A 23919-nucleotide genomic window follows, 5' to 3' on the forward strand; every position below is an offset into this window, starting at 1 on the left:
TTTATTTGTTTTCCAAAGCTCCGTTTTTCGGATCAGCGAAAAACTCCACAATGGCAAACAGGGCTTTGCCCTAACAACAAAAAACGCCAGATTTCCGTGAGGGAAAACTGGCGCGCCAAGAACAGCCATTATTATACTGAATCACATGGAACGATAATGCCGATGCAATGTTATACTTGCCCGGAGGAGGAGCAATGCTTTTTTAACTGATGTAGATCATGTGAGCTTTGAAAAGGCAAACGGGACACGGCAAAATAGCCTCCAATCGGCTACCGTGTCCCTGCAAGTCGTCATAGGTTTGTGTAAACGCAAAGAAACCGCGATCAGGTAGCATCCAATAAATTTCCCAACTCTACGCATAACCGTTTCCTCACTGAACGAAAGTAAGGAACATGGCAAGCACAACAATTCCCACCATCAGCAGCAGCCAAAAAACGCTGATTGCAGTTGATACAATATTGATAATGCTGCGGCTTTCCCTGCTCCGCACACATACCACCGAAAGAATCAGGCCCAGCAGGACAAAAACGACATTGGCCCCAGCCCAAGTGGTTCGGTCTCCGTCCGACAGCGAAAGGTGCAGAAGCGATGGGGCAAGAGCCGCCAACGGTAGGATGCTCACAATGAGCGCAGCGATACTAACTGATTGAAGTTTTTTCTTTTCCATAGTTTTACCTCATTTCTTTTTCCCCAAATTGGGTAACAGCCAGCGCGAAAAACAGGCCAAACACTACAATCGCGCACGGCAGGAACGGAAACACCGAAAAAGCGGCGTCGGAAGTTTCTGCTGTAAAGTCATAGAGAAAGCAGGAAACGAGATAACCGCTGTAACAGTACGGGTAGGCGATCCACAGCGGCGTATTCGCAACCAATACACCGGGAATCACAAGCAGCAGATTTAATCCCACAGAAAGAAGCGGCTTTTCAAACAGCACAGTGATGGCCCACATAGCCGCAATGCACGGCAGCATAGTCAGAAACAGCCCCAAGCACCATTTCAGAAGATATAGAATCGGCAGGGTTTCTGTTACTCCCATTGTCTGTGTCGCAATCAACCCAGCGATTACAAATACGACAAGAAACACCACCATCTCCATAAACAGATAAAAGGTAAGCACACAGAATTTGGCAATGGATAATGCGCAGCGGCTGACCGGCAGCGCCAGCATTTTCAGAATCCCGTTATTTCCTGTTTCTCGTCCTGCGATCATCACGCAAACCACGATCATGCTGAATGGAAGCAGATAGTAGGCGTAAACAAGCGCACTTTGAATAAACATGGCAGCCCACGCATTGGTGTATTCCGGTGTAAAGTAGTTGCTCAAATACGCAACCCCGGAAACCACCACCAATAAAGGTGCAATGAAAATCAGGGGTACAATTTTGGAGCGTTTTACTTTCATAAACTCGATTTTGAGTAAATCCAAAAAACTCATTTCTTATTATCCCTCCTTACTCGTAGCGTCTGTACTTCGCCAGCCACAAGCCCACAGCAAGGAACAACAGTGTTTCCACCAAAGCGACAAGGGCAACCGTCGAATCAGGCTGGGCGCTCATGGCTACTGCTGGTTTCAGAATAATCACAAAAGGATGCACCAGCAAAAGCGTCAGCCCCGAATTTGCAAGGGCCATACCACTCAGAAAACCGGCAACACCAATTCCAATCGGCACCCACATATTTTCAAAGCGCGAGGAAATCAGCAGCATAAACGACAGTACCGGCATGGATGTGAGAAAAGAGTATCCGGCAAAGCGTACCAGCGTACCCATCTCAAACGCTCCGTCCGGCAAGTCCGTCATTCCGATCTGTGCAAGTGCCAGGTTTTGCAGCACGATAGCAACCAAAAACATGACCGTCAGAATCAGAAATTTGCACAGATACATGGCCGGGACGCTGATGGGAAGCATATACATCTTCTTTACGGCACTTCCCTTAAATTCCATGTTGTAGATCATGCAGGTAGCAACCACGATACCGAACAGATTCAGCACCATAATCATGCCGTAGAGCTGGGTCAACAAGACATCCATCGGGGCCAGCGGCAAATTCAGAAGTGTGTCTTTCCGCACAATGAAATTGACAAATGCGTAGGCGGCTCCCAAGACACCAACGGCCAGCAGCACGGGAATCACGCCGGTTCGCTTTCCTTTCCGAAGTTCGATTGCCAGCGTTTTCATAATTTTGCCCTCTGCTTTCTGTCCATGTTATCTTTCTCAACCATAGAAAGAAACACATCTTCCAGATTGTCCGCAGCGAATCCGGATTGCAGGGCGTATTGACGCAGATCATTCATGCTTCCCTCAAACAGCAGCCGCCCGTGGTTGAGAATCCCAATGTCATCTGCAATCAATTCGATTTCAGACAGCATATGGGACGAGATCAGCACCGTGCAGTCGTAAAGGCTGGGCAAGGATTTTACCAGATTGCGGATTTCGTGGATACCAGACGGGTCAAGACCGTTTGTGGGTTCGTCCAGAATCAGAATCGGCGGACGCCCCAAGAGCGCCCCGGCAAGGCCCAAGCGTTGCTTCATTCCCAGCGAATACTGTTTTGCCAGCCGGTCGCCAAACTCGGTCAGCCCTACCAGTTCCAGAGCATCTTCCACATCAGCTTTCGGCAGTCCCAAAATGCGGCGGATAATGTCAAGATTTTCCCGCCCGGTGAGATTTGCGTAGAAAGATGGCTCTTCGATGAAAGAGCCGATCTCTTTGAGAATGGCAATCCGATCCTGCGGAAACTGTTTCCCATCAATAGTAAAGCTGCCTTTTGTGGGAACGGTCAACCCCAACAGCATTTTCATGGTAGTGGATTTGCCTGCCCCGTTCGGGCCAAGAAAACCATAAATGCTGCCCTTGCGAATATGAAGCGAAACATGATTGACCGAAGTGAAGTTCTTATATTTCTTGGTCAAATGTTCCGTTGTAATGATATAGTCCATAGAAACATCTCCTTTCGATGCTTCTATGGTACAACTTCAACCTGACATCTACATTCTCCCGTCCTTACTTTTACCTTACTTTTTGAGGATGCCCTCCGCAGACTTGAAATCCTATGTTATAATACTTTCGGGAGGTGACGCTATGGACAACTCTTTTCTGCATCGGAAGAAGCTCTTGCTTGTAGACGATGAGCCAGATTTGCTGAAAATGGTATCCGATATTTTAAGCGATGCTGGTTTTGAAACGGTACTTACTGCCGCAACGGTAAAAGAGGCTATAATAACGGCAGAAAAAGAAAAACCCGACTTGATGGTTTTGGATGTCATGCTGCCAGATGGGGACGGCTTTTCCCTGATGAAGCAGCTCCGCACTTTTACAAATGTGCCAATCATCTTTCTGACCGCAAAAGACGAAGCAGCAGACAAGTTGGCCGGTCTTGGCCTTGGAGCAGACGATTATATTTCAAAGCCGTTTATGCCGCAGGAGCTATTACTGCGTGTCTATGCGGTTTTGCGCCGAACTTATAAAGAGGACAGCCCGCGGGTTTTCCTGGATGGATGTACGATTGATTTTAGCCGGGCAGAGGTCAACAAGGGCGGCGAGATTATCCCCCTGACCGCAAAAGAGCATACCCTGCTGGAAACGCTGGCCCGCAACGAGGGAAAGATCGTTACGGTTGACGCTCTTTGCGAAGCATTATGGGGCGACAATCCTTTCGGCTATGAAAATAGCCTGAATGCCCATGTACGGCGGATTCGGGAAAAAATTGAAGCCGATCCCTCAAAGCCCGTTTCCCTGATTACGATCAAGGGGCTGGGTTATAAACTGATTACAAGGAAGTGACGCCATGAAATCTTTTGGAACCTATATTTCAAAGCACTTGGCGTCTTTCGCTGCGTTTCTTTTGATCCTGGTAATTGTCAATGTCGTTCTGTATGGCGTGACTTTCTATCACACAGTTTCAGAGGATTACGGAGAAGCGTCCCCGCGCGCCATGCTTGAGCTGACCTCTACTGAGGCTACCACAGAAGGTTTGCCCGATTACGCAGAGCAGAAATTGCGCCAGTACAATATCTGGGCCATGTATCTAACGTCAACGGGCGAATGCTTCTGGCGGCTCGATGTGCCACAAGAAGTGCCGCAACATTACAGCATTCAAGAGGTAGCTTTATTTTCCAAAGGCTATCTGGAGGATTATCCTGTTTTTGTCTGGAGTACAGAGGATGGATTGTTAGTTCTAGGGTATCCAAAGAATAGCTATATGAAGCTCACCAGCAACTACTATTCCATGGAGACTATTCAGAAAATTCCCCTCTATGTGATAGGAATGTTGGGCATGGATGTGCTGTGCCTGTTTTTGGCCTACTATTTTTCAAAACGCAGGATCATCCAGAACACGGAACCGATTGTAGATGCCATTGAAACATTGGCCGATGGCAAACCCGTTTCTCTCCATATTGATAGAGAGTTATCCGAAATTGCGAACAGCGTAAATAAAGCCTCTCTGATATTAAGCAGGCAAAACGAAGCCAGAGCCAACTGGATCAGCGGGGTCTCTCATGACATCCGAACTCCGCTTTCTATGATTATGGGCTATGCAGACCGGATTGCCGCAGACAAAACAGCCAGTGAGGGGGTAAAAGAGCAGGCTGTGATCGTGCAAAAGCAAAGCGCCAAAATCAAAGAACTCGTGCAGGATTTGAATTTAGTATCGCAGTTGGAATATGAGATGCAGCCGCTTCATAAAGAGATGGTTCGCTTATCCAAACTACTGCGATCCTATGTAGCAGACCTGTTGAATACAGGAATTTCCGATAGCTACAACATCGGAATTAAGATCACTCCTGACGCCGAAAATGCTGTGTTGGAATGTGATGCCAGATTGATTTCGCGAGCCGTAAACAACCTTGTCCAGAACAGCATGAAACATAACCCACAGGGCTGTGAAGTCTGCATTTCTCTTACAGCATCGCAAAACCATCTTATCTTGGCGGTTACGGATAACGGAATGGGTCTGCCTGCTGAAAAGCTGCAAGAGCTGGAAGAAAAACCGCATTATATGGAAAGCACAGATGAACGGCTTGATTTAAGACATGGGCTTGGATTGCTGATTGTCCAACAAGTCGCCATAGCTCATAACGGCAATTTCAAACTTACTAATGTTTTCCCGAAAGGGTGTGAAGCTGCTTTAATATTCCCGTATATTGGATAAACAGGCAAGTACAAATCTATAAGAAAACGCCAGATTTCCGTGAGGGAAAACTGGCGCGCCAAGAACAGCCATTATTATACTGAATTACATGGAACGATAATGCCGATGCAATGTTATACTTGCCCGGAGGAGGAGCAATGCTTTTTTTAACTGATGTAGATCATGTGAGCTTTGAAAAAGCAAACGAGACACGGCAAAATAACCTCCAATCGGCTACCGTGTCCCTGCAAGTCGTCATAGGTTTGTGCAAACGCAAAGAAACGGCGGCTCTGAAAATCAAAGCCGCCGTTTCAAATGGGCGTGTCAAATTGTCTGCTCTACGACGGCTTTTTTTCTTTTGCCGTCGTCCGGCAGAGTATTATTCAATATTTAATTCAATGTTTCCAGTGAAATTCTCACATTCAATGCCGATATAATTTCCACCATCAGGAAGTGTAATTGTGTCACTATAAGTTCCGGTTGCTTCAATCAACGTGACTGCTTCATCAGATCCAGAAATCCAAAATACTTTTGCAGTACCTTCCGTAATCTCCAAGGTGCAATCAATGGACAGCTCCTTACCGGCTTCTCTCTTTATGGAAGTTCCTCCGAACAAATACTCTGTACCTGAAAAGTTCGCATAATCAGCCGTATAAGTCCCTGTATAATCATCATTTCCTTTTTCTTTTTCCCCTTGCAGTGACGATTTCCCTGTCAGTTCTATGGAGCCCGCAGACTGAACAATGTTATTGTAATGATTGAGAATTTCATCTTTTGAACAGCCAGCAAGCATAAAACTTCCCACAAGGACGAATGTTAATGCTAAAACTATTTTCTTCATAAAATCATCACCAGCCTTTCTTTGGAGCTACCTTTTTGGCCTTTTTCTTTGTTTGGGTTGCTTCTCGTTCTTTCATGCACAAAATCAAGATGGCAGAAATAACGACAGCAAGCGCAAGACTGCAAGAACAGGTTCCGATATTCCAGTTGACTGCGGTATCATAGCTACGGTAGCCTACCATTCCAAGACTTGCGGTAATCGGATAAAGATTTGCTAATGTCATATTTCCCGCGGCAAACATCCCTCCATATCCATAGACAAAAGCAATGATTACACCGACTAAAAAGCTGCCTGCCCTCCGACAAGTAAGAGCGATAATCGGCAGAACCGCAAGATATAAAAAGAAATTAACCGCAGTAATCTGCAAGGCTGCTTTTAGAGCTAAGGAAATCTCAAAGCCGGGAAATCCCACAATCATTTCTGCTATGATTGTAAACAGACTGCATATCAGCCCAAAAATAATAGACAATACGCCGCACACAATCAATTTTCCGGTCAACAGTTTCTTAAAAGAGATCGGCACAGTCAGAATATTTTTCAATGTGTCATCCGTCTGCTCACGAGAAATCATATATCCAGCAATTAGGCTGATACACATCGGAAAAATCATGGACATATTGTTTTTGATGACCTGTTCTGTAAGATAGGCAAAATCCCAAACGGAACCATCATTCGCCATAGAGGTAAACAAGGTCAGCAGGACTGATAGGAGCATGAGTGCAACGCCCGCCCAAAGGATATGATACCTTTTCAATTTATAAAATTCTGTTTTTACAATGCGAACCATGTTTATTCCCCCCTCCGCTTATATAGTCTGTCAATCAGTAAGAACGAAACGAATGCCATAATCCCAAGAATGAATACAACTTGAAATGTTGAGGGAATTAGCACTGTCATTTGCTCCAAGTCCATTTTTATTCCATGAGCCGCCATATCTCCCGCACTCCAAAATGTAGTCAGTGGCGTGGGCAGAAGCCATAACATAGTTTTAGGCAGTGTGTCAAACAATGCCGTAGCACTCATGTTCAGAACGCTGTAAAAGACACACAACAAAATGGAAAAAACATAGGTCTTACTGAAAAAGACAACAAGGACAATCAACGGGAGTGTTCCTTCCGTAATGAAGATCCCCGTTTCAACCGCCAAAAACAGCTTATAACCAATTCCATAAACTTCTAATGTTCCAATTCCGCAAAGAATTGTTGCAATGGTAGAAGCCACGCAAAAAACAATTCCAAAGATAAAAAGGACAATAATCTTTGCAAGTACCATTTGCGTGCTGGTTACGGGAATTGTACGCAGATTTTTGAATGTATCGTTGTCGCGTTCCATAAAAAACAGAATAGCGGCAATCACTCCGATAATGCAGGGCAGTAAAAACTGGATACCATATCCCAACACCATGTTAAATAGTCCATCGAAAGCATCTGCCCGATCCGTATATCGCTCCATCATAGAGGGCGTTGTCATCAGATAAGTCAGCGGGATTGGAAACAGGAACGCAGCCAAAATAATCAGCGGAATAAATTTCTTCCGTTTCAATTTCAAAAATTCGCATTTGATTAGTTTAAGCAATTCCTTCGCCCCCTGCCACACGCTTGAAGTAATCTTCAAGACTTTCTTCACAGGTATGTGCTTCTGATACCTCCAATCCGTTTTCTACAAAAGCAGTTACAATTTTCCCCACGGGTAGCTCCATATTGTGTAGACGCAGATTGTGGTCGTCTTGTATGGAAAAATGGGTTTCATGGAAATTGCGTTCCAAAATTCTTGCCGCCTGTGCAGTATCAGAGAGCGTAAACCGGATATGTTTACTGCTTTTTTGCTCCAACTCAGCAAGGCTTTCTTCTTCCAGCAATGCGCCGTGGTCAATAATTCCAATATCGTCAGCCAGCAAGGAAATCTCCGAAAGAATGTGACTGGAGATTAAAATGGTTTTTCCTCTTGTGTCGCAAAGCTCACGGATAAAGGATCGCACTTCTGCAATACCGATGGGATCGAGACCGTTGATTGGCTCATCCAAAATCAAAAGCTCCGGATCGTGCATGACTGCAAGGGCAATCGCCAACCGCTGCTTCATGCCAAGAGAGTATTGCGAAAACAGCTTTTTATCCTTGTAAGGTAGCCCGACCAAATCCAGAGCGTCTTTGATGGCATGATTGTTTGGTACTCCACGCAGGGTAGCAAAGATACGCAGGTTCTCCGTACCGGTCAGATTGGGATAAAAACCGGGGGACTCAATCAGGCTTCCGATACGGGGCAACAGCTTCTTTTCATTCCCTTGCAAAGACTTTCCCCAGATTTTGACCTCCCCGGAAGTCGGCTTCGTTAAGCCCAACAGCATTTTCATAGTTGTGGTTTTTCCGGCTCCGTTTCTACCCAACAGACCATAAATTCTCCCACGCTTGACATGGATATTTAAGTCAGCCACACTCTTTTGTGAGCCGTATTGCTTTGTCAGATTTTTTGTTTCAATGATATAATTTGTATCCATATTCAAAACCTCCTGTTCTGTAAGGTATTCTATCATGCCAACCTTGCATTAACCTTGCCGCAACCTTGCATTAACCTTGCAATTTGAAATTCGGCTAAAATGACAAAGGCTCCCGCCATAAAGACGGGAACCCGCTTAACTCTCCAAAGGAAAAAGCAACATAAATTCAGTTCCTTTTCCCGGCAAACTTTCAACTGTTATACTCCCACCCATCTTTTCTACAAGCTGATGGACAATAGAAAGACCAAGACCGCTTCCTTTTTCAGACCGTCCTTTGTCACACTTATAGAGCCGTTCAAAAATGTGTTTCAAATCTTCCTTCTCAATTCCCACTCCATTATCCGCCAGCAACAGCTCCATACTGTTTTCCTTCTTCGACAGGGAAATTTTAATTTTGTCTGCATGGCTATGAGCGATTACATTTTGAATAAGGTTATTGATGATCCTCATATAGCTATCCATATCTAATCTTACCCGGACAGGCTGTTCAGGAATATCAATGTCATAATTAACCTGTTTATCCTCAAAAATCGGTATCCAGTCGATCAGAATATTTCTTGTCAGCTCTGCGACCTCAACGCTCTGGATCTCCAAAGCAAACTCGTTGGAATTTAACTTGAACCAGTCAAAAAGTACATCAATGTATTCTTTCAGATCATGAGCTTTCCGACGGGCGGTTTCAATATAATCATCCCGGTCTTTTCCTGTGACCAGTCCTTTGTGTGCAGCGTCAAGATACCCAAGCAGAGTAGTAAGGGGCGTTCGCACGTCATGGGAAAGGCTCGTCATAAGCTGGCGGTTGGTTTCTTCTGTCTGCCGTACAGTTGAAAGTCTGCTTTCATAGGCCACAACGATCTCATTAATTTCATAGGCAAGAGGTACTGTCAGTTCATTTGTTGCAGATAGAATACGCCGGTTGCCATTTCCGTTTTTCACATCAACCAGCACATCGGTCATTTCTGCTATTTGTTTTTTTACACGCCGAACGAGAACGATGGCAGTCAATACAGCCCCAACAGCAATCACAATGGACAAGAATACGATAATTTCCATGCTGACTACACCTCCTTATTAAACCGGTAGCCAATCCCTTTGACCGTTTGTATATACTTTGGACTTGAAGGATTGACTTCTAATTTTTTACGAAGTCGGCTGATAATCGCCATAATGTTACTGTCATCATAGAAATATTCTTCGCCCCATACTTCCTCATAAATCTGCTGTTTGGTCAAAATTTTCCCTTGATGTTTTGAACAGTACAGGAGCAAATCAAATTCCTTTGGGGGCAGTTCAAAAGTGCCGTTTGATGTAGTAACAGAACGATTTTCAAGGTCAATCTGCAATCCGTCAAAATTTAGCTTTTGTATGGCTCCAGCTTGCTGATTAAAGCGAGTGTAGCGGCGAATAAGAGACGCAATACGGGCAATCAGTTCATCCATATCAAACGGTTTTGTAAGATAATCGTCCGCTCCGGCCCGTAAGCCCCGTACTTTAGAAATGCTGTCATTTTTAGATGTGAACATCAAAATCGGCAGACTGTTCTCTTTGCGGATTTCTTCCAGCGTTTCAAAGCCATCCATACCAGGCATCATCACATCCAGCACCACAAGCTGATACTCCTGCTCTCTTAATTTTTGTAAGCCCTCTTTTCCGGTATTACAAAAATCAGCTTCTATGTTTTCTGCTTGTACGCTACGTTTAATCAAAGCGCACAGTTCTCTGTCATCATCTATAATCAGGATTTTATTCATGGTGCAACCCCTTCCCTTGTTTTGTCCTTCCGTCAATCGGCTTTTCTGCGTTCTTTGGGATCAGCCAAACACCGGCCATTTTCACAGCGCCGGGGATACGCCCACCAGCACAATAATAATTTACCCTACGAGGTGTCACGCCCCATTTTTCGGCGGCCTCTTTTAGTGTCATATAATCCATTATGCACCTCCACAGAGTACATTATAGTTCTTTGTCTCGAACAATACAAGTTTATCTGTTCCAACGCAAGCGTTTCTTTGTTGTATAGTTCTTCAGGTGTTTTTGCGTAGATAGCTACGAGCTTACCATTCGCGTCTTTGATTCTGGTCCTATAATATAGGACACCTCTTTTCATAACTGTGCCATATGTACTGATGAAGAAGGAAAACTTGTCCTTCTTATTAACACTGACAAAAAAGGCAAAAAACAGGCGCATCAAATGAAATTTTATCAAAAATATTTTACAAGCTGCTTTAATCCACGGCGGATACTGTCTCGGACACGGCTTTTCTACTTCGGCAATTTCATTTACCTTCATTCCCAGATAGTATCGGGCATAAATTCGCTTTGCCTGTTTCTCTGGCAGTTTCATCACAGCGGCATAGACCTACTCCTGAAACTGTTTTTCCTCCAGAAGCATCTCCGGTGTTTGCGGCTTCAACAGCACCGCATTTTCAATGCCATTCTCGCAATCCAGAGAATACTGTGCTTTATAACGATACATCTTTCGCTCATACGCAGCCTCCGCACGTTCAGCTGCCCGAATAGTCTCCATTACTTCCTCTGTCACATCTACAAAAAAGTCTGTTGTATAAACATCAGGATAAAGTTCCCGAAGGTTAATTTTCTTCATTATGTACCTCCATTTCGATTCACGGGTGATTGACGGGTGAATCGAATGGAGGCGGAGACCGACACCGGCAGACAACCGGGTCATCTCCGAAAAAATGGCAACAAAAAACGCCAGATTTCCATGAGGGAAAACTGGCGCGCCAAGAACAGCCATTATTATACTGAATCACATGGAACGATAATGCCGATGCAATGTTATACTTGCCCGGAGGAGGAGCAATGCTTTTTTTAACTGATGTAGATCATGTGAGCTTTGAAAAAGTAAAAGGGGCACGGCAAAATAACCTCCAATCGGCTACCGTGTCCCTGCAAGTCGTCATAGGTTTGTACAAACGCAAAGAAACGGCGGCTCTGAAATCAAAGCCGCCGTTTCATAAGGCGCGTGAAAATATGTCTGCTGTACGACGGCTTTTTTTCTTTTGCCGTCGTCCGGCAGATTAACATATGAAACTATAATTCATTGATGGTTGCAGTAATTGGCATATTGCGAATTCTCTTTGCAGGAGCATAAACAGACACAATAGCAGATATGAAGATAAAGGCAACGACAATTCCAAACCACAGGATAGGAAATCTCCACTCAATTCCAAAATAATGTGTAATTAGACGATTATATAAAAATCGACTAAGCGGGAGTCCAATGCCACATCCAACTATCAAACCAGAAATTGCATAGGTGTACGCTTCCGCAGAAATCATTCGTTTAAGCTGCCTATTATCCATACCAACAGCTCGCATTGCACCATACTGCTTAATTCGTGCAGATACACTCATAGAGATACTATTGACGATATTAAACAGCGAAATAACTCCGATAATAGCTAAGAAGCCATAACAAACAATTCGTGCAGCCCAATATGTAGCATTATTTTGTTTATTGCCTTCACGCTGATCTGTAATGATAATATCATCGTTTTCAAGACTTCTAATTTCTGCTATTGTTTCTTCAGTAGCGTTTGAATCTAACTGAATTCCAATAAGCCCATACTTTGTATCGCCCATGATACGGTCAAATGTTTCCTGTGAGCAAATAATAATCAAATCATCTCCGAATAACCCTTGTGATAGAGCGCAAGTAATCTCAACTTCTTCGCCTGCAAACTGGATGGTATCACCGATGTGCAAGGAATTGTTTCTATTAAATACGGTTGCCACTTTGTTACTGTTCCCGTAAACTGTATCTAATGATCCCTGAGCAATACTACCTTTTGAGTAATCTAGAAGTGTATCATCATAAGAAACAATATTGATATGGTCTATTCCTGCTCTTGAAGATGTTGCAGGAATGTTTTCTACATAGCTACTTCCATAAGCATTTGCAACCCCATCTATTTTTTTGATTTCATCGACCAGGCTGCGCTCAATATCCATTTTATTTGCATAACTGGATAATGCTATATCGGCTGATGTGACACTCAACGATGGAACAAGTTGCTTTGCAAAATCTAAAATTACAGAAAAAGAAAAAACCAGCATAATAGTCAGTGCAAAGGAAACCGTCATCAGAAACCAGTTTTTCTTTTTTTCAACCGCATGATGTATGCCAAGTGAATTATCAATTTTTCCTAAGCTAAACTTGATAGCGTGTTTAACAGAAGATTTATTATCTACATTGCCAGAAACCGCAGATATGGGTGAAACTTTAGCAGCCCGCTTTGCTGGGGATTGTGCTGCTAAAAATACTGTTACCACTCCAACAACTACACCACTGATAAGTCCAACAGGGCTGATCTGAAAGACTGGCGTTGTAGAAAATTCTCCACCAATTCCATAATGAAGTGTGGCACAAATAATCCAACTAATTATTGTTCCAAAAACCACTCCAATAGGTACCGCGGTTTTACACCAGTTCAATGCCTCCAAACGGACAAAGCGGATAATTTGTTGACGACTTGCACCAATGCAACGCAACATTCCAAAAAATTGAGTTCGTTGCGCAATGATGCTATTCATACTGCCAGAAATCATCAATATTCCTGCCAACAACACTAAAACAAATAGAATTGCTGCCAATCCGTACATACTCTGCATCGCTGTATTGTTGCTTTGCCCAGCCATGCCCATAACGCCGGTATTTTCAGAAATACTCCCATCGGATAATTGGTACTGTGTCTGTAGTTCTGTTATTGCATTTGCCGCTTTCGCTGCACTTTCAAACTGCACATAATAAGTCAACTCATTGTTTGTTACTCCGTTTTGTGCCATAACAGAAGTAAATGCACTTTGTGTCAGATAAGAGCCTATCAAATAAGTCTGATTGTTATAATAGCTTTCATCATCTGTGCCAAAGCCAGAGATTGTAAATGTCCGATCTCCAGCAGGGGTATGTAAGGTTACACTATCCCCAAGCTGTACTCCTAAAGCAGTTACAGAATTAGGTGTAAGCATAACTTCCTCATCATTTGCCGGAAATGTTCCTTCTACAATTCCATTTGAAATCTGAGTAATATAGACTTCATCGGTGCCATACAAAACAGTTCGTTTTTCGTTGACTCGGTACGGTTGTTCTCCTTCAAAATTAAATTGAGAAGCTACACCAACTGCTGTAACATCTGAACGATTACTGATTTCATCCGCATTGTTCTGTGAAATATTTTTTATTGCAATGTGCCAGTTTCCATGGTTACTTATCATAAAATCGCTTTCTGTTCGTATCATCATGTCAGCAACACTGAAAATAGCTGTGACAAGAAACACCGAAATGATAATACACAAGACAGTCATACGATTTTGCCGCTTGCGCACCTTTGCGGAGATGGGAATGAGACTAAGATAGCTTTTCATTCACGGCACCTCCCAAAATCAGTCAAAGTGCCATCTGATACCTGTAATACCCGGTCTGCCGTTTGCGCAATACTGCGGTTGTGGGTAATCATAATGATGGTCTGCTCGTATTTTTTCGATGTTTCTTTGAGCAATGCTATGACCTCACTGCTGTTTTGTGAGTCCAAATTTCCTGTTGGCTCGTCTGCCAGAATCAGAGAAGGACGGGTAATCAATGCGCGGCCAATCGCCACTCTCTGCTGTTGACCGCCGGAAAGCTGACTGGGTAAATGATTACGACGATCTTTCAAATTCAAAACCGTCAGCAGTTCCTCCAAATATCTCTTGTCCGGCTTTTGATAATCCAGCAACAGCGGAAAAATCATATTTTGTTCCACCGTCAACTCCGGGATAAGGTTAAACGCCTGAAAGATAAAGCCGATATTCCTGCGGCGAAATACCGTCAGTTTTCGGTCATTCATGGAAAAAATGTCCTTACCATCAATCAGCACCTTTCCCGAAGTTGGCATATCCAGCGCACCGATCATATTCAGCAGTGTGCTTTTACCCGAACCAGATTCTCCGACGATTGCCACATATTCTCCCTTAGGAACAGAAAAGCTAACATTCCTAAGCGCTTTTACAGCAGTTTCACCGCTGCCATAGGTCTTACAAATATTCTTGACCTCTAATAAATTCATAGTGCAAACACCTCTTTCTTATGTTCTTGCGATGTAGACAGGTAAACTTCATTTCCTGTCTACGATTGAAAGAATAGCACCCTAATATTACTGTAGCCCTACAACCAGCCTACAATTTTGTAGGAATTGGGAAGTTCATTATAAAACTCGTTCCAATTCCTAATTCACTTTCCACTTCTATTAGGCCCCCATGAGCTTCGATAATCGCTTTTGCCAACGGCAGGCCAAGCCCGATCCCCTGTGTATCCTTTGAAAAACGGCTGCGATAAAACCGCTTGAAGATGTGATGTATATCCTCTGGGTGGATGCCGCATCCATTATCCGTTATCACAATTTGGACACCAGACGGCAACTCCTTCCACGCAACACGAATTGTTGCACCACTTTCTGTATGGTCAAACGCATTTTTCACAATATTGTCGATTGCCTCATTCAACCAATCACGATCACAAAAAAGAGAAAGATGATCCGAGCCAGACAGAATGATTTCTTTCTTTTCCTGTCTGGCTCTATATGCAAAATGCAGTTCAATATCCCGCATCATATCTGCAACATTTTCTGCGTTCTTTTCCAAGACAATGGCTCCGGCATCCAATCTTGTAATCTTGAGCAGACTTTGCACCAGTGTTTCGATACGGTCAAGTTCCTGCTCAGACAAACCCGCAAATTCTTTCACGGAGGACACTTCTATATCCTCGTCTTGAAGGAGTCCGTTATAAATATTGAGTGCTGCCAGCGGTGTTTTCAGTTGGTGTGAAATGTCGGAGATTGTATTTTTCAAAAACTCTTTCTCTCGTAACTCGTTATCTGCATGGGCATTTAACACTGCCGCTAAAGAATTGATGGAATGAAACAGTCGGTACAATTCGCCCTCATTGTCACATTCAATACGGGCATTGCGATCACCATCAAGATACGCATTGATTTGTAATATCGCCTGCTCCATGATCTGATTTTGCCGATTAAAATATACAAAGCAGACTGCCCATACAGCACCACCAGCCAATAGAAAAAGGATTAGCAATAACAGAGAAAGCCGGCGATATGATAGCCATAGAAAAACCTCGGCTAAGAGAAATGTAACCCCAAAAACCAGTGAAAGCGAATGAAATAGATTTTTGATTTCTTTATTTGCCAGTATCTTCATTCTGCACCTCACCCGATAATATTCCATTTATATCCCATACCTCGAACAGTCAGGAGCATTTGTGGTTCACTTGGATTATCCTCGATCTTCATACGAAGCCGACGCATATAGACCGTAAGGGTACTACTGTCGATATAATTCCCGTCGCAATCCCATAGCTTATCTAAAATTTGTCCCTTTGTCAGCACCATGCTTGGGTTTCTCATAAACAAGCACAGTAGCTTGTATTCCGCGGCAGTCAAATCCAACAGCTCCCCATTTTTGAAAACCTGTCCTTGCAGCAAAAGAACTTTGATGCCATTCGACTGCAATTCTGTGTCTGCTGCTTGAAAAGAATTTGCACGTCGAAGTAAGGCGTTAATCCTTGAAACGAGAACCCCCAGTTTGAACGGTTTTGTGATATAGTCATCACCTCCAATATCCAGCCCCATAATAATACTTGTTTCCTCATCCGAAGCCGTCAGAAAAATAATTGGCACCTTTGATTTAAGTCGAACTCTTTTGCAAAATTCAAAGCCAGACCCATCTGGCAGAGATACGTCCAACACCAACAAATCATATTTTCCGTCTGTCCACAATTCCTCCGCTTCTTTGAGCGTTCTGGCGATATTTAATTCAAATCCCTGCTTTTTGAAAGCAAAAGAAAGCCCGTTAATCAGGCTTAGATCATCTTCAAGAAGTAATATATTACTCATACTTTTTTACCTTTCCTTGTTTTGTTCGACCATCAATCGGCTTTTCCGCATCCTTTGGAATTAGCCAGATAGTTGCCATCTTTACAGCTCCAGATATGCGCCCGGCGGCACAATAGTAATTTACTCTACGAGGTGTCACGCCCCATTTTTCGGCGGCCTCTTTTAGTGTCATATAATCCATTCTGCACCTCCACAGCGTACATTATAGTTCTTTGCCTCGAACAATACAAGCTTATCACCAATCGCAGCTTTATAAAATTGGCATAATCGTACAGTTTTTCAGGCATAATAAGGTCATTCCATCACATAAACCGGAACGATACAATATTATTGAGGTGAACGATTATGCCGATTGATGATTTAACTGCTTTAGGGCAAAAAATGCGGGAAGCCCGAAAGAATAAAGAACTGACACAACAGGAGCTTGCGGATCTGAGCCATGTTTCTGTAAAGCAAATCGCCAATATCGAAAAGGGGAAAATGAATCCTTCTTATTTAATTTTAAGAGCATTGGCAAAGGTCCTGCACATCTCTTTAGATACACTTATAAGTCCAGATGTTTCTCTGGAGGATGAGGGTGTCAATCAGATGAAAATGCTTTATTCCAGCTGTCCACCAGAAATGCGTGACACCCTGCTGCATCACACCCAGGAAACGGTGAAAGAACTGACAGAGTTGTCCGAAAAATTTGAAACGAATTGAGCCAGTGAGTGAAATTTAACGATTCTCTCACTGGTTCTTTTCAATTTCGGAGAAAAGAGGCAAGCAATGCCTGTGTTAATACACACAGGCCCGCAGAGAAGAAAATCCCTCCGTGATTTTCCTCTCCGCTTGCTTGTTGAGGGCAGCGTCCCCAAGCCCCTTTGAACACAGAATTTCATTCTGTGGCTGCGCGGTATCCGTTCCATGCGACGAAACCCTGTGATTGCTGACCTGTTCCACCGCATGAAGTACATGGAACGCCGTGGAAGTGGCCTACGCAAAATCGTCAGTGAAACTGAAAAGCTGCCTGGATACACAGAGGCATATAAGCCCGAATTTTCCTCAACAGCGACAGATTTCAGAGTTATTTTGAAAAATGTAAACTACAACTTAGAGGGTGATACCCACCAAGTTACCCACCAAGTTACCCACCAAGATATTGAACTATCAACGATGTCCAAACAGATTTTGGCTTTTTGCACAACACCAAAATCCAAGAAAGAGCTTGCAGTATTTTGCGGCTTCAAAGATTTAAGAAACTTCACTTTGAAGCATATCAATCCGCTTTTAGAATCCGGGCAATTAGAAATGACTATTCCCGATAAACCTAAAAGTCGCAATCAAAAATATATTACAGTTCGTTCCGAATAAACAGAGAAGCAGGGCATTGGGTCTCATCTCCCATTGTCCTGCTTCTTTTTCATTCCAAATTATATTCACATCATTTACCCATACGCCCAATCCTGGATCGCAAATTTCAAACTCTGCACCTTGCCCAGCAGCCAGATCGTAGCCAGCGGCAGTCCCATCGGGCTAATCAAAAATGCCATAACCAGCAAAATTGCACCATTCTGCGGGGAATAGGTAATCAGCACAGCCACGCCAAGCAGAGCAATTACCGTGCTGAGCAGACCAAGCACCAGACCGGATATGTAGATCAGCCCCATGCAGAGCCAGACAAAAAGCGTCAACACCCAAATGACCGGTGCAGTTACAATCATCAGCAAACATTTCAAAACCAAGCTGATTGTCAGGCTTCCTTGTGGGTCCCCGTCGATTAAAAGCACTTTCTTTCCGGCCTGTGCCAGACCTATTCCCAAGTTCGCACAGGTTGTTGTTTTGCCAACGCTTCTCCGCTCCCGCTCCGGTCGGTGCTGAACATGTGCCACTGGCACATAGCACCCTTTCTGGTTGTCCTATTTCCACTAAGGCCGTTTTTTGACCCCATTTTTGCCGGTTGTCCTATATTTAACCTAAAAATTGAGTGAAAACGGCTCTCGTTTGGTCAAATGAGGTCAAACTATATCAGCCCGTTTAGGTATAAGAAAACCCCGGAAAACCTTGATTTTCCGGGGTTTTTGAACCATTTTGATATAGTCTGAGCAGTCGATTATCGCTTGCTGAACTGCGGAGCGCGACGAGCTGCTTTGAGACCGTATTTCTTACGTTCTTTCATACGTGGGTCACGAGTTAAGAATCCAGCAGCTTTCAGAACTGGTCTGTAGTCGTTGTCTGCCTGAAGAAGGGCTCTTGCAACACCATGTCTGATGGCACCAGCCTGTCCTGTGTATCCACCGCCATGAACGTTAACTAATACGTCAAATTTGCCTTCTGTTTCTGTTGCAGCTAAAGGCTGACGAACGATAACTTTCAGTGTATCTAATCCAAAATATTCATCGATATCTCTTTTATTGATTGTGATCTTACCGGTTCCAGGTACAAGATAAACTCTTGCGATTGATTTTTTTCTTCTTCCTGTTCCGTAGAATTTTGCGCTAGCCAATGTTTTCTACCTCCTAATTAAAATGTTAAAGCTTCTGGTTTCTGAGCTTCATGTTTGTGTTCCGGTCCTGCATATACGAAAAGTTTTGTGTACATGCTTCTTCCTAAAGGTCCTTTTGGAAGCATACCTTTAACTGCGAGCTCGATAACTCTCTCAGGTTTCTTTGCTAACATTTCTTTTAATGTGGTTTCTCTCATTCCACCTACATAATCGGAGTGATTGTAGTAGATTTTCTGCTCTAATTTCTTACCTGTAACTTTGATCTTGTCAGCGTTTACGATGATTACATAATCACCTGTGTCTACGTGTGGTGTAAACTGTGGTTTATTTTTTCCTCTTAAAACGCTTGCTACTCCGGATGCCAGACGGCCAAGAGTACATCCATCAGCGTCAACTACATACCATTTTCTTTCGATTTTATCTGGATTAGCCATATAAGTCTGCATGGTTTTACCTCCTGTTATTTATCAACGATAGTTTAATTAACCGCGGAATTTCCCGCGAATATAAGTTATTGGAAACGCCGGTGCTAAAAATGCGGAAATGTCCGAAACCGCTGATAAATACTTTCGCCTGGGCTATTTGGCTTAAGCATCTCGCACTACGTCACATTTGGTTATTATATTATAAGGGTTCTGTTCTGTCAATAGGTTTTGTGTCGTTTTTTCAACTTTTTTCGTTACTCCCCCGTTTTTTGTTTTCAGTAAAAAAAACTGTTGATCAGTTATCCCACCGGCAATTATCGAAACGGATGATTTTCTCCTCCTGACTATCAATCAAAAAATTCAATCCCCATCAGTGTCAGTCCCTGTGCCGGAGCAGTTGGGCCTGCCATTTCGCGGTTGCAGGCTTCCAGAATTGTCTTTACTCTCTCAGGCGGATACTGTCCGTTTCCTACTTCGATCAGAGTTCCGGAGATGATTCGTACCATGTTGTAGAGGAATCCTGTTCCTGTTACACGTATGGTTACGATATCTCCGTCACGCCATACATCAATTCCTGTCACTGTACGGATAGTTGTTTTTACCTGCGCTTTTGCACCGCAGAAAGAAGCAAAATCATGCTGTCCGATCAGGTATGAGGTTGCTGCTTTCATCTTATCTACATCCAGTTTGTAGTGGTAGAAATAGGTGTATAAGCGCTCTGTCGGAACTGGGAATTTGCGATTCAGGATGCGGTATTCGTATGTTTTCTCGCTGTCGCAGTAACGGGGATGGAAATCCGGTTCTACTTCTTCTGAGAGCTGAATGCGGATATCTTCCGGAAGACGCTGGTTCAGTGCATAAGAAATCTTTTCTCCGGGAATGCGTGTGTTGGTGTCAAATACTGCCACATTTCCCATGGCATGAACCCCTGCGTCTGTACGGCTTGCACCGATCGTTTCTATCTTCTCGCCAAGAAGCTCGGACAGTGTTTCATTTAAAACCCCCTGCACGGTAATCCCGTTTGGCTGTGTCTGCCAGCCACAGTAGTTGGTGCCGTCATATGCAACTACAAGACCAATTCTTTTCATCTGTTTTCCTCCATAAAAATTGAAAACTTTTGTTATAACAAAATAAACAATATGCTGTAATCCTTTCCTACCGGATTACAGCATATAAAATATCTTTATAAATTATATCAGTACTTTCTCAGATTCCCACAATTCTGAAAACAATGGCGATTCCCAGATAAGCCCACATCACCACATAGGAAATGTAGTCTCTGGACTCATAACGCAATGGCTTCATCTGGGTTCTGTTATCCCCTCCATGATAGCACCTTGCTTCCATGGCCATGGCCAGATCATTTGCTCTTCTGAACGCAGAAATAAACAGCGGAACCAGAAGCGGAATCATATTTTTTGCCTTCTGAATTATATTTCCGGTTTCAAAATCTGCGCCACGTGCAATCTGTGCTTTCATGATCTTATCGGTTTCCTCCATAAGGATTGGGATAAAACGCAGCGCAATAGACATCATCATGGCAATCTCGTGGATTGGCACATGAAGTTTATTTAACGGCCTGAGAAGTCGTTCCAGACCATCTGTAAGTTGATTGGGTGTGGTAGTCAGCGTCATAAGAGAAGAACCGATCACCAGATACGTCAGGCGGATGGCCATTCTTCCGGCCAGCTTCAGGCCCTCCTCTGTCACATGCAGGATTCCCCACTGCCAGAGAACCTTTCCGGGTGTCAGAAATATATTAAATACCACTGTGATCATAAGAAGCATCACGATTGCCTTCAGTCCCTTGAACATAAATTTCACAGGAACTTTGGAAAGAACGATCATCGCTGCCAGAAATATAGTTGCCACTGCATATCCCGGAAATGTATGGAATACAAAGACAGAAATGATAAACACCAGTGTACCCACCAGCTTTGCTCTCGGATCCATTTTGTGCAGAACGGAATCTGCAGGATAATACTGTCCTATTGTAATGTCTCGGATCATACTTCCTGCCCTCCCTCATTCTCTTCTTGTTCTGCAGACTTTTTATCCATTGTTTCCTTCTGAATGCTTAAATCTTCATCAGGCGCATCTGAATGAGACTCTTTCGTCCCATCCTCAGTCAGATCAGCTTCCATCTCACTAATTAAGGTTTCTGCTTTGGCATTTTCTTTTTTCGACTGACTGTCTGAAACAGATTGTTTGTCACCGGACAATTTCCCGGGATTACATTTTCTTAAAACTGCAAGGATATTCTCTTTTGCCTCATCCACCGTTGTAGCAGTTACATCTACATCCAGGCCTTTTTCCTTCAACGCATGCATGATATAAGTAATCTGCGGTGCTGCAAGTCCCATGGCTTCCAGCTCTCTGTAATGAGCAAATACTGCTTTGGGAGCATCGTCATATGCGATTTCTCCGTCATTGACTACGATCAGTCTCTCCGCATATTTTGCAATATCCTCCATGCTGTGGGATACAAGGATAATAGTAATCCCTCTTACTTTATGAAGCTCTGCGATCTGGTCAAGGATATCATCTCGTCCTTTCGGATCCAGACCTGCAGTTGGCTCATCCAGAATAAGAATTTTCGGATTCATTGCCAGTACACCGGCAATAGCAACTCTTTTCTTCTGTCCGCCGGAAAGCTCAAAAGGGGATTTACTAAAATTTTTCTCCTTGAAACCTACGTGCTGCAGTGCTTTCTTTGCTTCTACTTCTGCCTCTTCCCTGGATAATCCCTGATTCATGGGACCAAAGCATACATCAGAAAGCACATCATTCTCAAAAAGCTGATGCTCCGGATACTGAAATACAAGACCAACCTCGCTTCGCAGGGCACGACGATCATATTTCTCTCCCCAGATATCCTCTCCATTATAAGTGATCGTACCGGAAGTTGGACGGATCAGCGCATTGAAATGCTGGATCAGTGTAGATTTCCCACTTCCTGTATGTCCGATAATTCCGATAAACTGTCCGTCCGGAATAGAAAGATTGATATCTTTCAGCGCATGGATCTCATAGGCAGTTCCCGGACTGTAGGTATAAGTTACATTTTTTAATTCTATTGACATAAGGCATTCACCAGCTCCTCTGTAGTCAGTATTCCCTCCGGAACATCCACTCCGGCTTTATGAAGTTCGTGTGCCAGAAGTGTTACCTGCGGCACATCCAGTCTGTATTCTTTCAGAGTTTCCACCTGTGAGAAAATCTCTCTGGGTGTTCCCTGCATCACCACTTCTCCGTTGTCCATAACATACACCTTGTCCGCATGAACAACTTCTTCCATATAGTGGGTGATCAGAATGACTGTCACTCCTTCCCGTCTGTTAAGGTCACTGACTGCCTCAAGAACTTCCTTTCGTCCATTCGGATCCAGCATTGCAGTTGGCTCATCCAAAATGATGCATTTCGGACGCATTGCCATGACACCGGCAATTGCAACTCTCTGCTTCTGTCCGCCGGAAAGTTTATTCGGAGAATGATAACGATAGGATGTCATTCCTGTTTTTTTCAGGCTCTCATCTACACGCTCCCAGATTTTCTCTGTGGGCACACCCATATTCTCCGGTCCGAACCCTACGTCTTCTTCTACTACAGTTCCTATGATCTGATTGTCAGGATTCTGAAAAACCATGCCCGCTTTCTGTCGGACTTTCCATAATTCCGGCTCTTTAGACGTGTCAATCCCATCTACCCACAAAGTTCCTTCCGTCGGAAGCAACAGCGCATTCAGGTGCTTTGCAAGAGTAGATTTTCCGGAACCATTATGTCCCAGAACAGCCACGAATTGTCCGGCTTCAATGTCCAGGTTTACATCATTGACAGCACGCTGCGTATCCTGCACGTTACCATCTTCATCATACTTGAGATAGTCAAATCCCAGCTTGAATGCCTTGATAATTCCCATAATATTTTTTGTCCTCGTATTTTGTCTGTCTGCTGCTTATTTTCACAGGAAAAGAATCCCGTCAGTAAACAGCGAATATTTATTTTTTCAGGCTTCTTCAGTAGCTGCCAGTCCGGTCAACTCGTCAATCAGAGCCCAGATCTCATCTCTTCCCTGCTTCGTCTCAGCAGAGAAAGGAATAATAATGCCATCTTTGCTCAGCTTCAGCCCTTCTTTGATTGCTTTGATATTTTTCTGAACCTGGCTTCGTTTGAGCTTGTCAAGCTTCGTTGCAATAATGATCGGCTCATAGCCATTGTTCAGAATCCAGTCATACATCATCTTGTCATTTGCAGACGGATCATGACGGATATCAATAAGAAGGAAAACCGCCTTCAGGTTTTTGGATGTATGAAGATATCTTTCGATCATCTTGCCCCATTTTTCCTTCTCAGACTGTGAAACCTTTGCGTATCCGTAACCAGGTAGGTCTACCAGATACATGGCTTCATTGATATTATAAAAGTTAATGGTCTGTGTTTTTCCCGGCTGTGCACTTGTTCTGGCAAGAGATTTCCGGTTCATCAGCCCGTTGATCAGCGATGATTTTCCCACATTTGATTTTCCTGCAAATGCAACCTCCGGTCTGTTGGTGTCCGGGAGTTTGCTGGTAATACCGCATACGATATCTAATGATACATTCTTAATAACCATTGATTTCCTCTCTTTTTTCAC

General features: G+C 43.6%; 28 protein-coding genes and 5 pseudogenes. 6 read left to right on the forward strand and 27 right to left on the reverse strand.

Going from position 1 to position 23919, the window contains the following annotated elements; translation table 11 throughout:
- Positions 1-210: hypothetical protein (locus I4V44_RS17425; protein WP_207744253.1), on the forward strand; the 210-nt coding region annotated here is incomplete at its 5' end.
- Between the two features lie 160 nt (positions 211-370).
- Here I4V44_RS17425 and I4V44_RS11690 read toward each other — a convergent pair.
- The 4 genes from I4V44_RS11690 to I4V44_RS11705 are packed head-to-tail and all read right to left on the reverse strand — an operon-like array spanning position 371 to position 2939.
- A complete protein-coding gene (locus I4V44_RS11690) occupies positions 371-667 on the reverse strand; it encodes a hypothetical protein (RefSeq protein ID WP_196002753.1) in 297 nt (98 codons plus the stop codon).
- A gap of 4 nt (positions 668-671) precedes the next feature.
- Positions 672-1436, reverse strand: coding sequence for an ABC transporter permease (locus I4V44_RS11695; RefSeq protein ID WP_196002754.1), 765 nt, complete (start codon positions 1434-1436; stop codon positions 672-674).
- A 16-nt stretch (positions 1437-1452) separates the two neighbouring features.
- Complete coding sequence (locus I4V44_RS11700; protein WP_196002755.1) at positions 1453-2178, reverse strand: ABC transporter permease; 726 nt, start codon at positions 2176-2178, stop codon at positions 1453-1455.
- Entirely contained in the window at positions 2175-2939 is a 765-nt protein-coding gene (locus tag I4V44_RS11705; protein WP_196002756.1) for an ABC transporter ATP-binding protein, read from the reverse strand. The genes I4V44_RS11700 and I4V44_RS11705 overlap by 4 nt, the downstream gene beginning before the upstream one ends.
- A gap of 142 nt (positions 2940-3081) precedes the next feature.
- Between I4V44_RS11705 and I4V44_RS11710 the strand changes: the two genes are divergently transcribed.
- Together I4V44_RS11710 and I4V44_RS11715 are read left to right on the forward strand one after the other, a co-directional pair.
- Positions 3082-3783: a response regulator transcription factor gene (locus I4V44_RS11710; RefSeq protein WP_025581231.1), complete on the forward strand. Its 702-nt coding sequence runs from the start codon at positions 3082-3084 to the stop codon at positions 3781-3783.
- A gap of 4 nt (positions 3784-3787) precedes the next feature.
- Positions 3788-5152: a sensor histidine kinase gene (locus I4V44_RS11715; RefSeq protein ID WP_196002757.1), complete on the forward strand. Its 1365-nt coding sequence runs from the start codon at positions 3788-3790 to the stop codon at positions 5150-5152.
- 358 nt (positions 5153-5510) lie between these two features.
- Here the strand turns inward: I4V44_RS11715 and I4V44_RS11720 are convergent, their stop codons facing one another.
- From I4V44_RS11720 to I4V44_RS11755, 9 genes and pseudogenes are all read right to left on the reverse strand, one after another.
- Entirely contained in the window at positions 5511-5972 is a 462-nt protein-coding gene (locus tag I4V44_RS11720; RefSeq protein ID WP_055054358.1) for a membrane lipoprotein lipid attachment site-containing protein, read from the reverse strand.
- A 7-nt stretch (positions 5973-5979) separates the two neighbouring features.
- Positions 5980-6759 (reverse strand): ABC transporter permease, encoded by a 780-nt coding sequence (locus I4V44_RS11725; RefSeq protein WP_002594767.1) that lies wholly within the window; start codon positions 6757-6759, stop codon positions 5980-5982.
- A 2-nt stretch (positions 6760-6761) separates the two neighbouring features.
- Positions 6762-7547 carry an ABC transporter permease gene (locus I4V44_RS11730; protein WP_196002758.1) on the reverse strand — a complete coding sequence of 262 codons (786 nt, stop codon included), beginning with the start codon at positions 7545-7547 and terminating at the stop codon, positions 6762-6764.
- Positions 7540-8466 carry an ABC transporter ATP-binding protein gene (locus tag I4V44_RS11735; protein WP_118569909.1) on the reverse strand — a complete coding sequence of 309 codons (927 nt, stop codon included), beginning with the start codon at positions 8464-8466 and terminating at the stop codon, positions 7540-7542. The genes I4V44_RS11730 and I4V44_RS11735 overlap by 8 nt, the downstream gene beginning before the upstream one ends.
- 135 nt (positions 8467-8601) lie before the next feature.
- Entirely contained in the window at positions 8602-9519 is a 918-nt protein-coding gene (locus I4V44_RS11740; RefSeq protein WP_196002759.1) for a sensor histidine kinase, read from the reverse strand.
- 5 nt (positions 9520-9524) lie between these two features.
- Entirely contained in the window at positions 9525-10217 is a 693-nt protein-coding gene (locus I4V44_RS11745; RefSeq protein WP_055060323.1) for a response regulator transcription factor, read from the reverse strand.
- Positions 10210-10398: a helix-turn-helix domain-containing protein gene (locus I4V44_RS11750; protein WP_024738628.1), complete on the reverse strand. Its 189-nt coding sequence runs from the start codon at positions 10396-10398 to the stop codon at positions 10210-10212. The genes I4V44_RS11745 and I4V44_RS11750 overlap by 8 nt, the downstream gene beginning before the upstream one ends.
- Positions 10399-10450: 52 nt before the next feature.
- Positions 10451-10573: pseudogene (locus I4V44_RS18290) on the reverse strand (tyrosine-type recombinase/integrase); the annotation flags it as partial.
- A gap of 95 nt (positions 10574-10668) precedes the next feature.
- Positions 10669-11071, reverse strand: a pseudogene (locus I4V44_RS11755) (sigma-70 family RNA polymerase sigma factor).
- Between the two features lie 218 nt (positions 11072-11289).
- Between I4V44_RS11755 and I4V44_RS11760 the strand changes: the two are divergent.
- Entirely contained in the window at positions 11290-11511 is a 222-nt protein-coding gene (locus tag I4V44_RS11760; protein WP_055153209.1) for a hypothetical protein, read from the forward strand.
- Between the two features lie 9 nt (positions 11512-11520).
- On the opposite strand, the gene I4V44_RS11765 is transcribed toward I4V44_RS11760, so the two are convergent.
- The 5 genes from I4V44_RS11765 to I4V44_RS11785 all read right to left on the reverse strand — a co-directional run bounded on the left by I4V44_RS11765 (position 11521) and on the right by I4V44_RS11785 (position 16557).
- Entirely contained in the window at positions 11521-13854 is a 2334-nt protein-coding gene (locus I4V44_RS11765; RefSeq protein ID WP_196002760.1) for an ABC transporter permease, read from the reverse strand.
- Entirely contained in the window at positions 13851-14534 is a 684-nt protein-coding gene (locus I4V44_RS11770) for an ABC transporter ATP-binding protein (RefSeq protein ID WP_055066049.1), read from the reverse strand. The genes I4V44_RS11765 and I4V44_RS11770 overlap by 4 nt, the downstream gene beginning before the upstream one ends.
- A gap of 109 nt (positions 14535-14643) precedes the next feature.
- Complete coding sequence (locus I4V44_RS11775; protein ID WP_055153205.1) at positions 14644-15681, reverse strand: sensor histidine kinase; 1038 nt, start codon at positions 15679-15681, stop codon at positions 14644-14646.
- Between the two features lie 8 nt (positions 15682-15689).
- On the reverse strand, positions 15690-16376 hold the full coding sequence (locus I4V44_RS11780; RefSeq protein WP_118330994.1) for a response regulator transcription factor: 687 nt from the start codon (positions 16374-16376) through the stop codon (positions 15690-15692).
- On the reverse strand, positions 16369-16557 hold the full coding sequence (locus tag I4V44_RS11785; protein WP_008705968.1) for a helix-turn-helix domain-containing protein: 189 nt from the start codon (positions 16555-16557) through the stop codon (positions 16369-16371). Before I4V44_RS11785 ends, I4V44_RS11780 begins: the two co-directional genes overlap by 8 nt.
- Before the next feature lie 164 nt (positions 16558-16721).
- On the opposite strand from I4V44_RS11785, the gene I4V44_RS11790 reads away from it, so the two are divergent.
- Positions 16722-17078: a helix-turn-helix domain-containing protein gene (locus I4V44_RS11790; protein ID WP_196002761.1), complete on the forward strand. Its 357-nt coding sequence runs from the start codon at positions 16722-16724 to the stop codon at positions 17076-17078.
- A 195-nt stretch (positions 17079-17273) separates the two neighbouring features.
- A pseudogene (locus I4V44_RS11795) lies at positions 17274-17729 on the forward strand (ATP-binding protein); the annotation flags it as partial.
- Positions 17730-17803: 74 nt separating this feature from the next.
- Here I4V44_RS11795 and I4V44_RS11800 read toward each other — a convergent pair.
- The 9 genes and pseudogenes from I4V44_RS11800 to yihA form a co-directional block, all read right to left on the reverse strand.
- Positions 17804-18079 (reverse strand): CD1845 family protein, encoded by a 276-nt coding sequence (locus I4V44_RS11800; protein WP_029677219.1) that lies wholly within the window; start codon positions 18077-18079, stop codon positions 17804-17806.
- 18 nt (positions 18080-18097) lie between these two features.
- Positions 18098-18247, reverse strand: a pseudogene (locus I4V44_RS11805) (ParA family protein); the annotation flags it as partial.
- Between the two features lie 221 nt (positions 18248-18468).
- Complete coding sequence (gene rpsI, locus I4V44_RS11810; protein ID WP_008705974.1) at positions 18469-18861, reverse strand: 30S ribosomal protein S9; 393 nt, start codon at positions 18859-18861, stop codon at positions 18469-18471.
- A 17-nt stretch (positions 18862-18878) separates the two neighbouring features.
- Positions 18879-19307 carry a 50S ribosomal protein L13 gene (gene rplM, locus I4V44_RS11815; RefSeq protein WP_008705976.1) on the reverse strand — a complete coding sequence of 143 codons (429 nt, stop codon included), beginning with the start codon at positions 19305-19307 and terminating at the stop codon, positions 18879-18881.
- A 326-nt stretch (positions 19308-19633) separates the two neighbouring features.
- The gene (truA, locus tag I4V44_RS11820; protein ID WP_055058354.1) at positions 19634-20374 is read right to left on the reverse strand and encodes a tRNA pseudouridine(38-40) synthase TruA; all 741 of its coding nucleotides are present in this window, start codon (positions 20372-20374) and stop codon (positions 19634-19636) included.
- Between the two features lie 118 nt (positions 20375-20492).
- Positions 20493-21296, reverse strand: a complete 804-nt coding sequence (locus I4V44_RS11825) for an energy-coupling factor transporter transmembrane component T family protein (RefSeq protein ID WP_196002762.1) — start codon at positions 21294-21296, stop codon at positions 20493-20495.
- Between the two features lie 227 nt (positions 21297-21523).
- Positions 21524-22369, reverse strand: a pseudogene (locus I4V44_RS11830) (energy-coupling factor transporter ATPase); the annotation flags it as partial.
- Complete coding sequence (locus I4V44_RS11835) at positions 22360-23205, reverse strand: energy-coupling factor transporter ATPase (protein WP_025580712.1); 846 nt, start codon at positions 23203-23205, stop codon at positions 22360-22362. The pseudogene I4V44_RS11830 and the gene I4V44_RS11835, both read right to left, overlap by 10 nt.
- An 87-nt stretch (positions 23206-23292) precedes the next feature.
- Positions 23293-23898, reverse strand: a complete 606-nt coding sequence (yihA, locus tag I4V44_RS11840; protein ID WP_008705985.1) for a ribosome biogenesis GTP-binding protein YihA/YsxC — start codon at positions 23896-23898, stop codon at positions 23293-23295.
- Between the last annotated feature and the right edge of the window lie 21 nt (positions 23899-23919).

The sequence above is a fragment of the Blautia sp. 1001283B150304_161114_C9 genome (assembly GCF_015668165.1).
Classification (GTDB): domain Bacteria; phylum Bacillota; class Clostridia; order Lachnospirales; family Lachnospiraceae; genus Blautia_A; species Blautia_A wexlerae.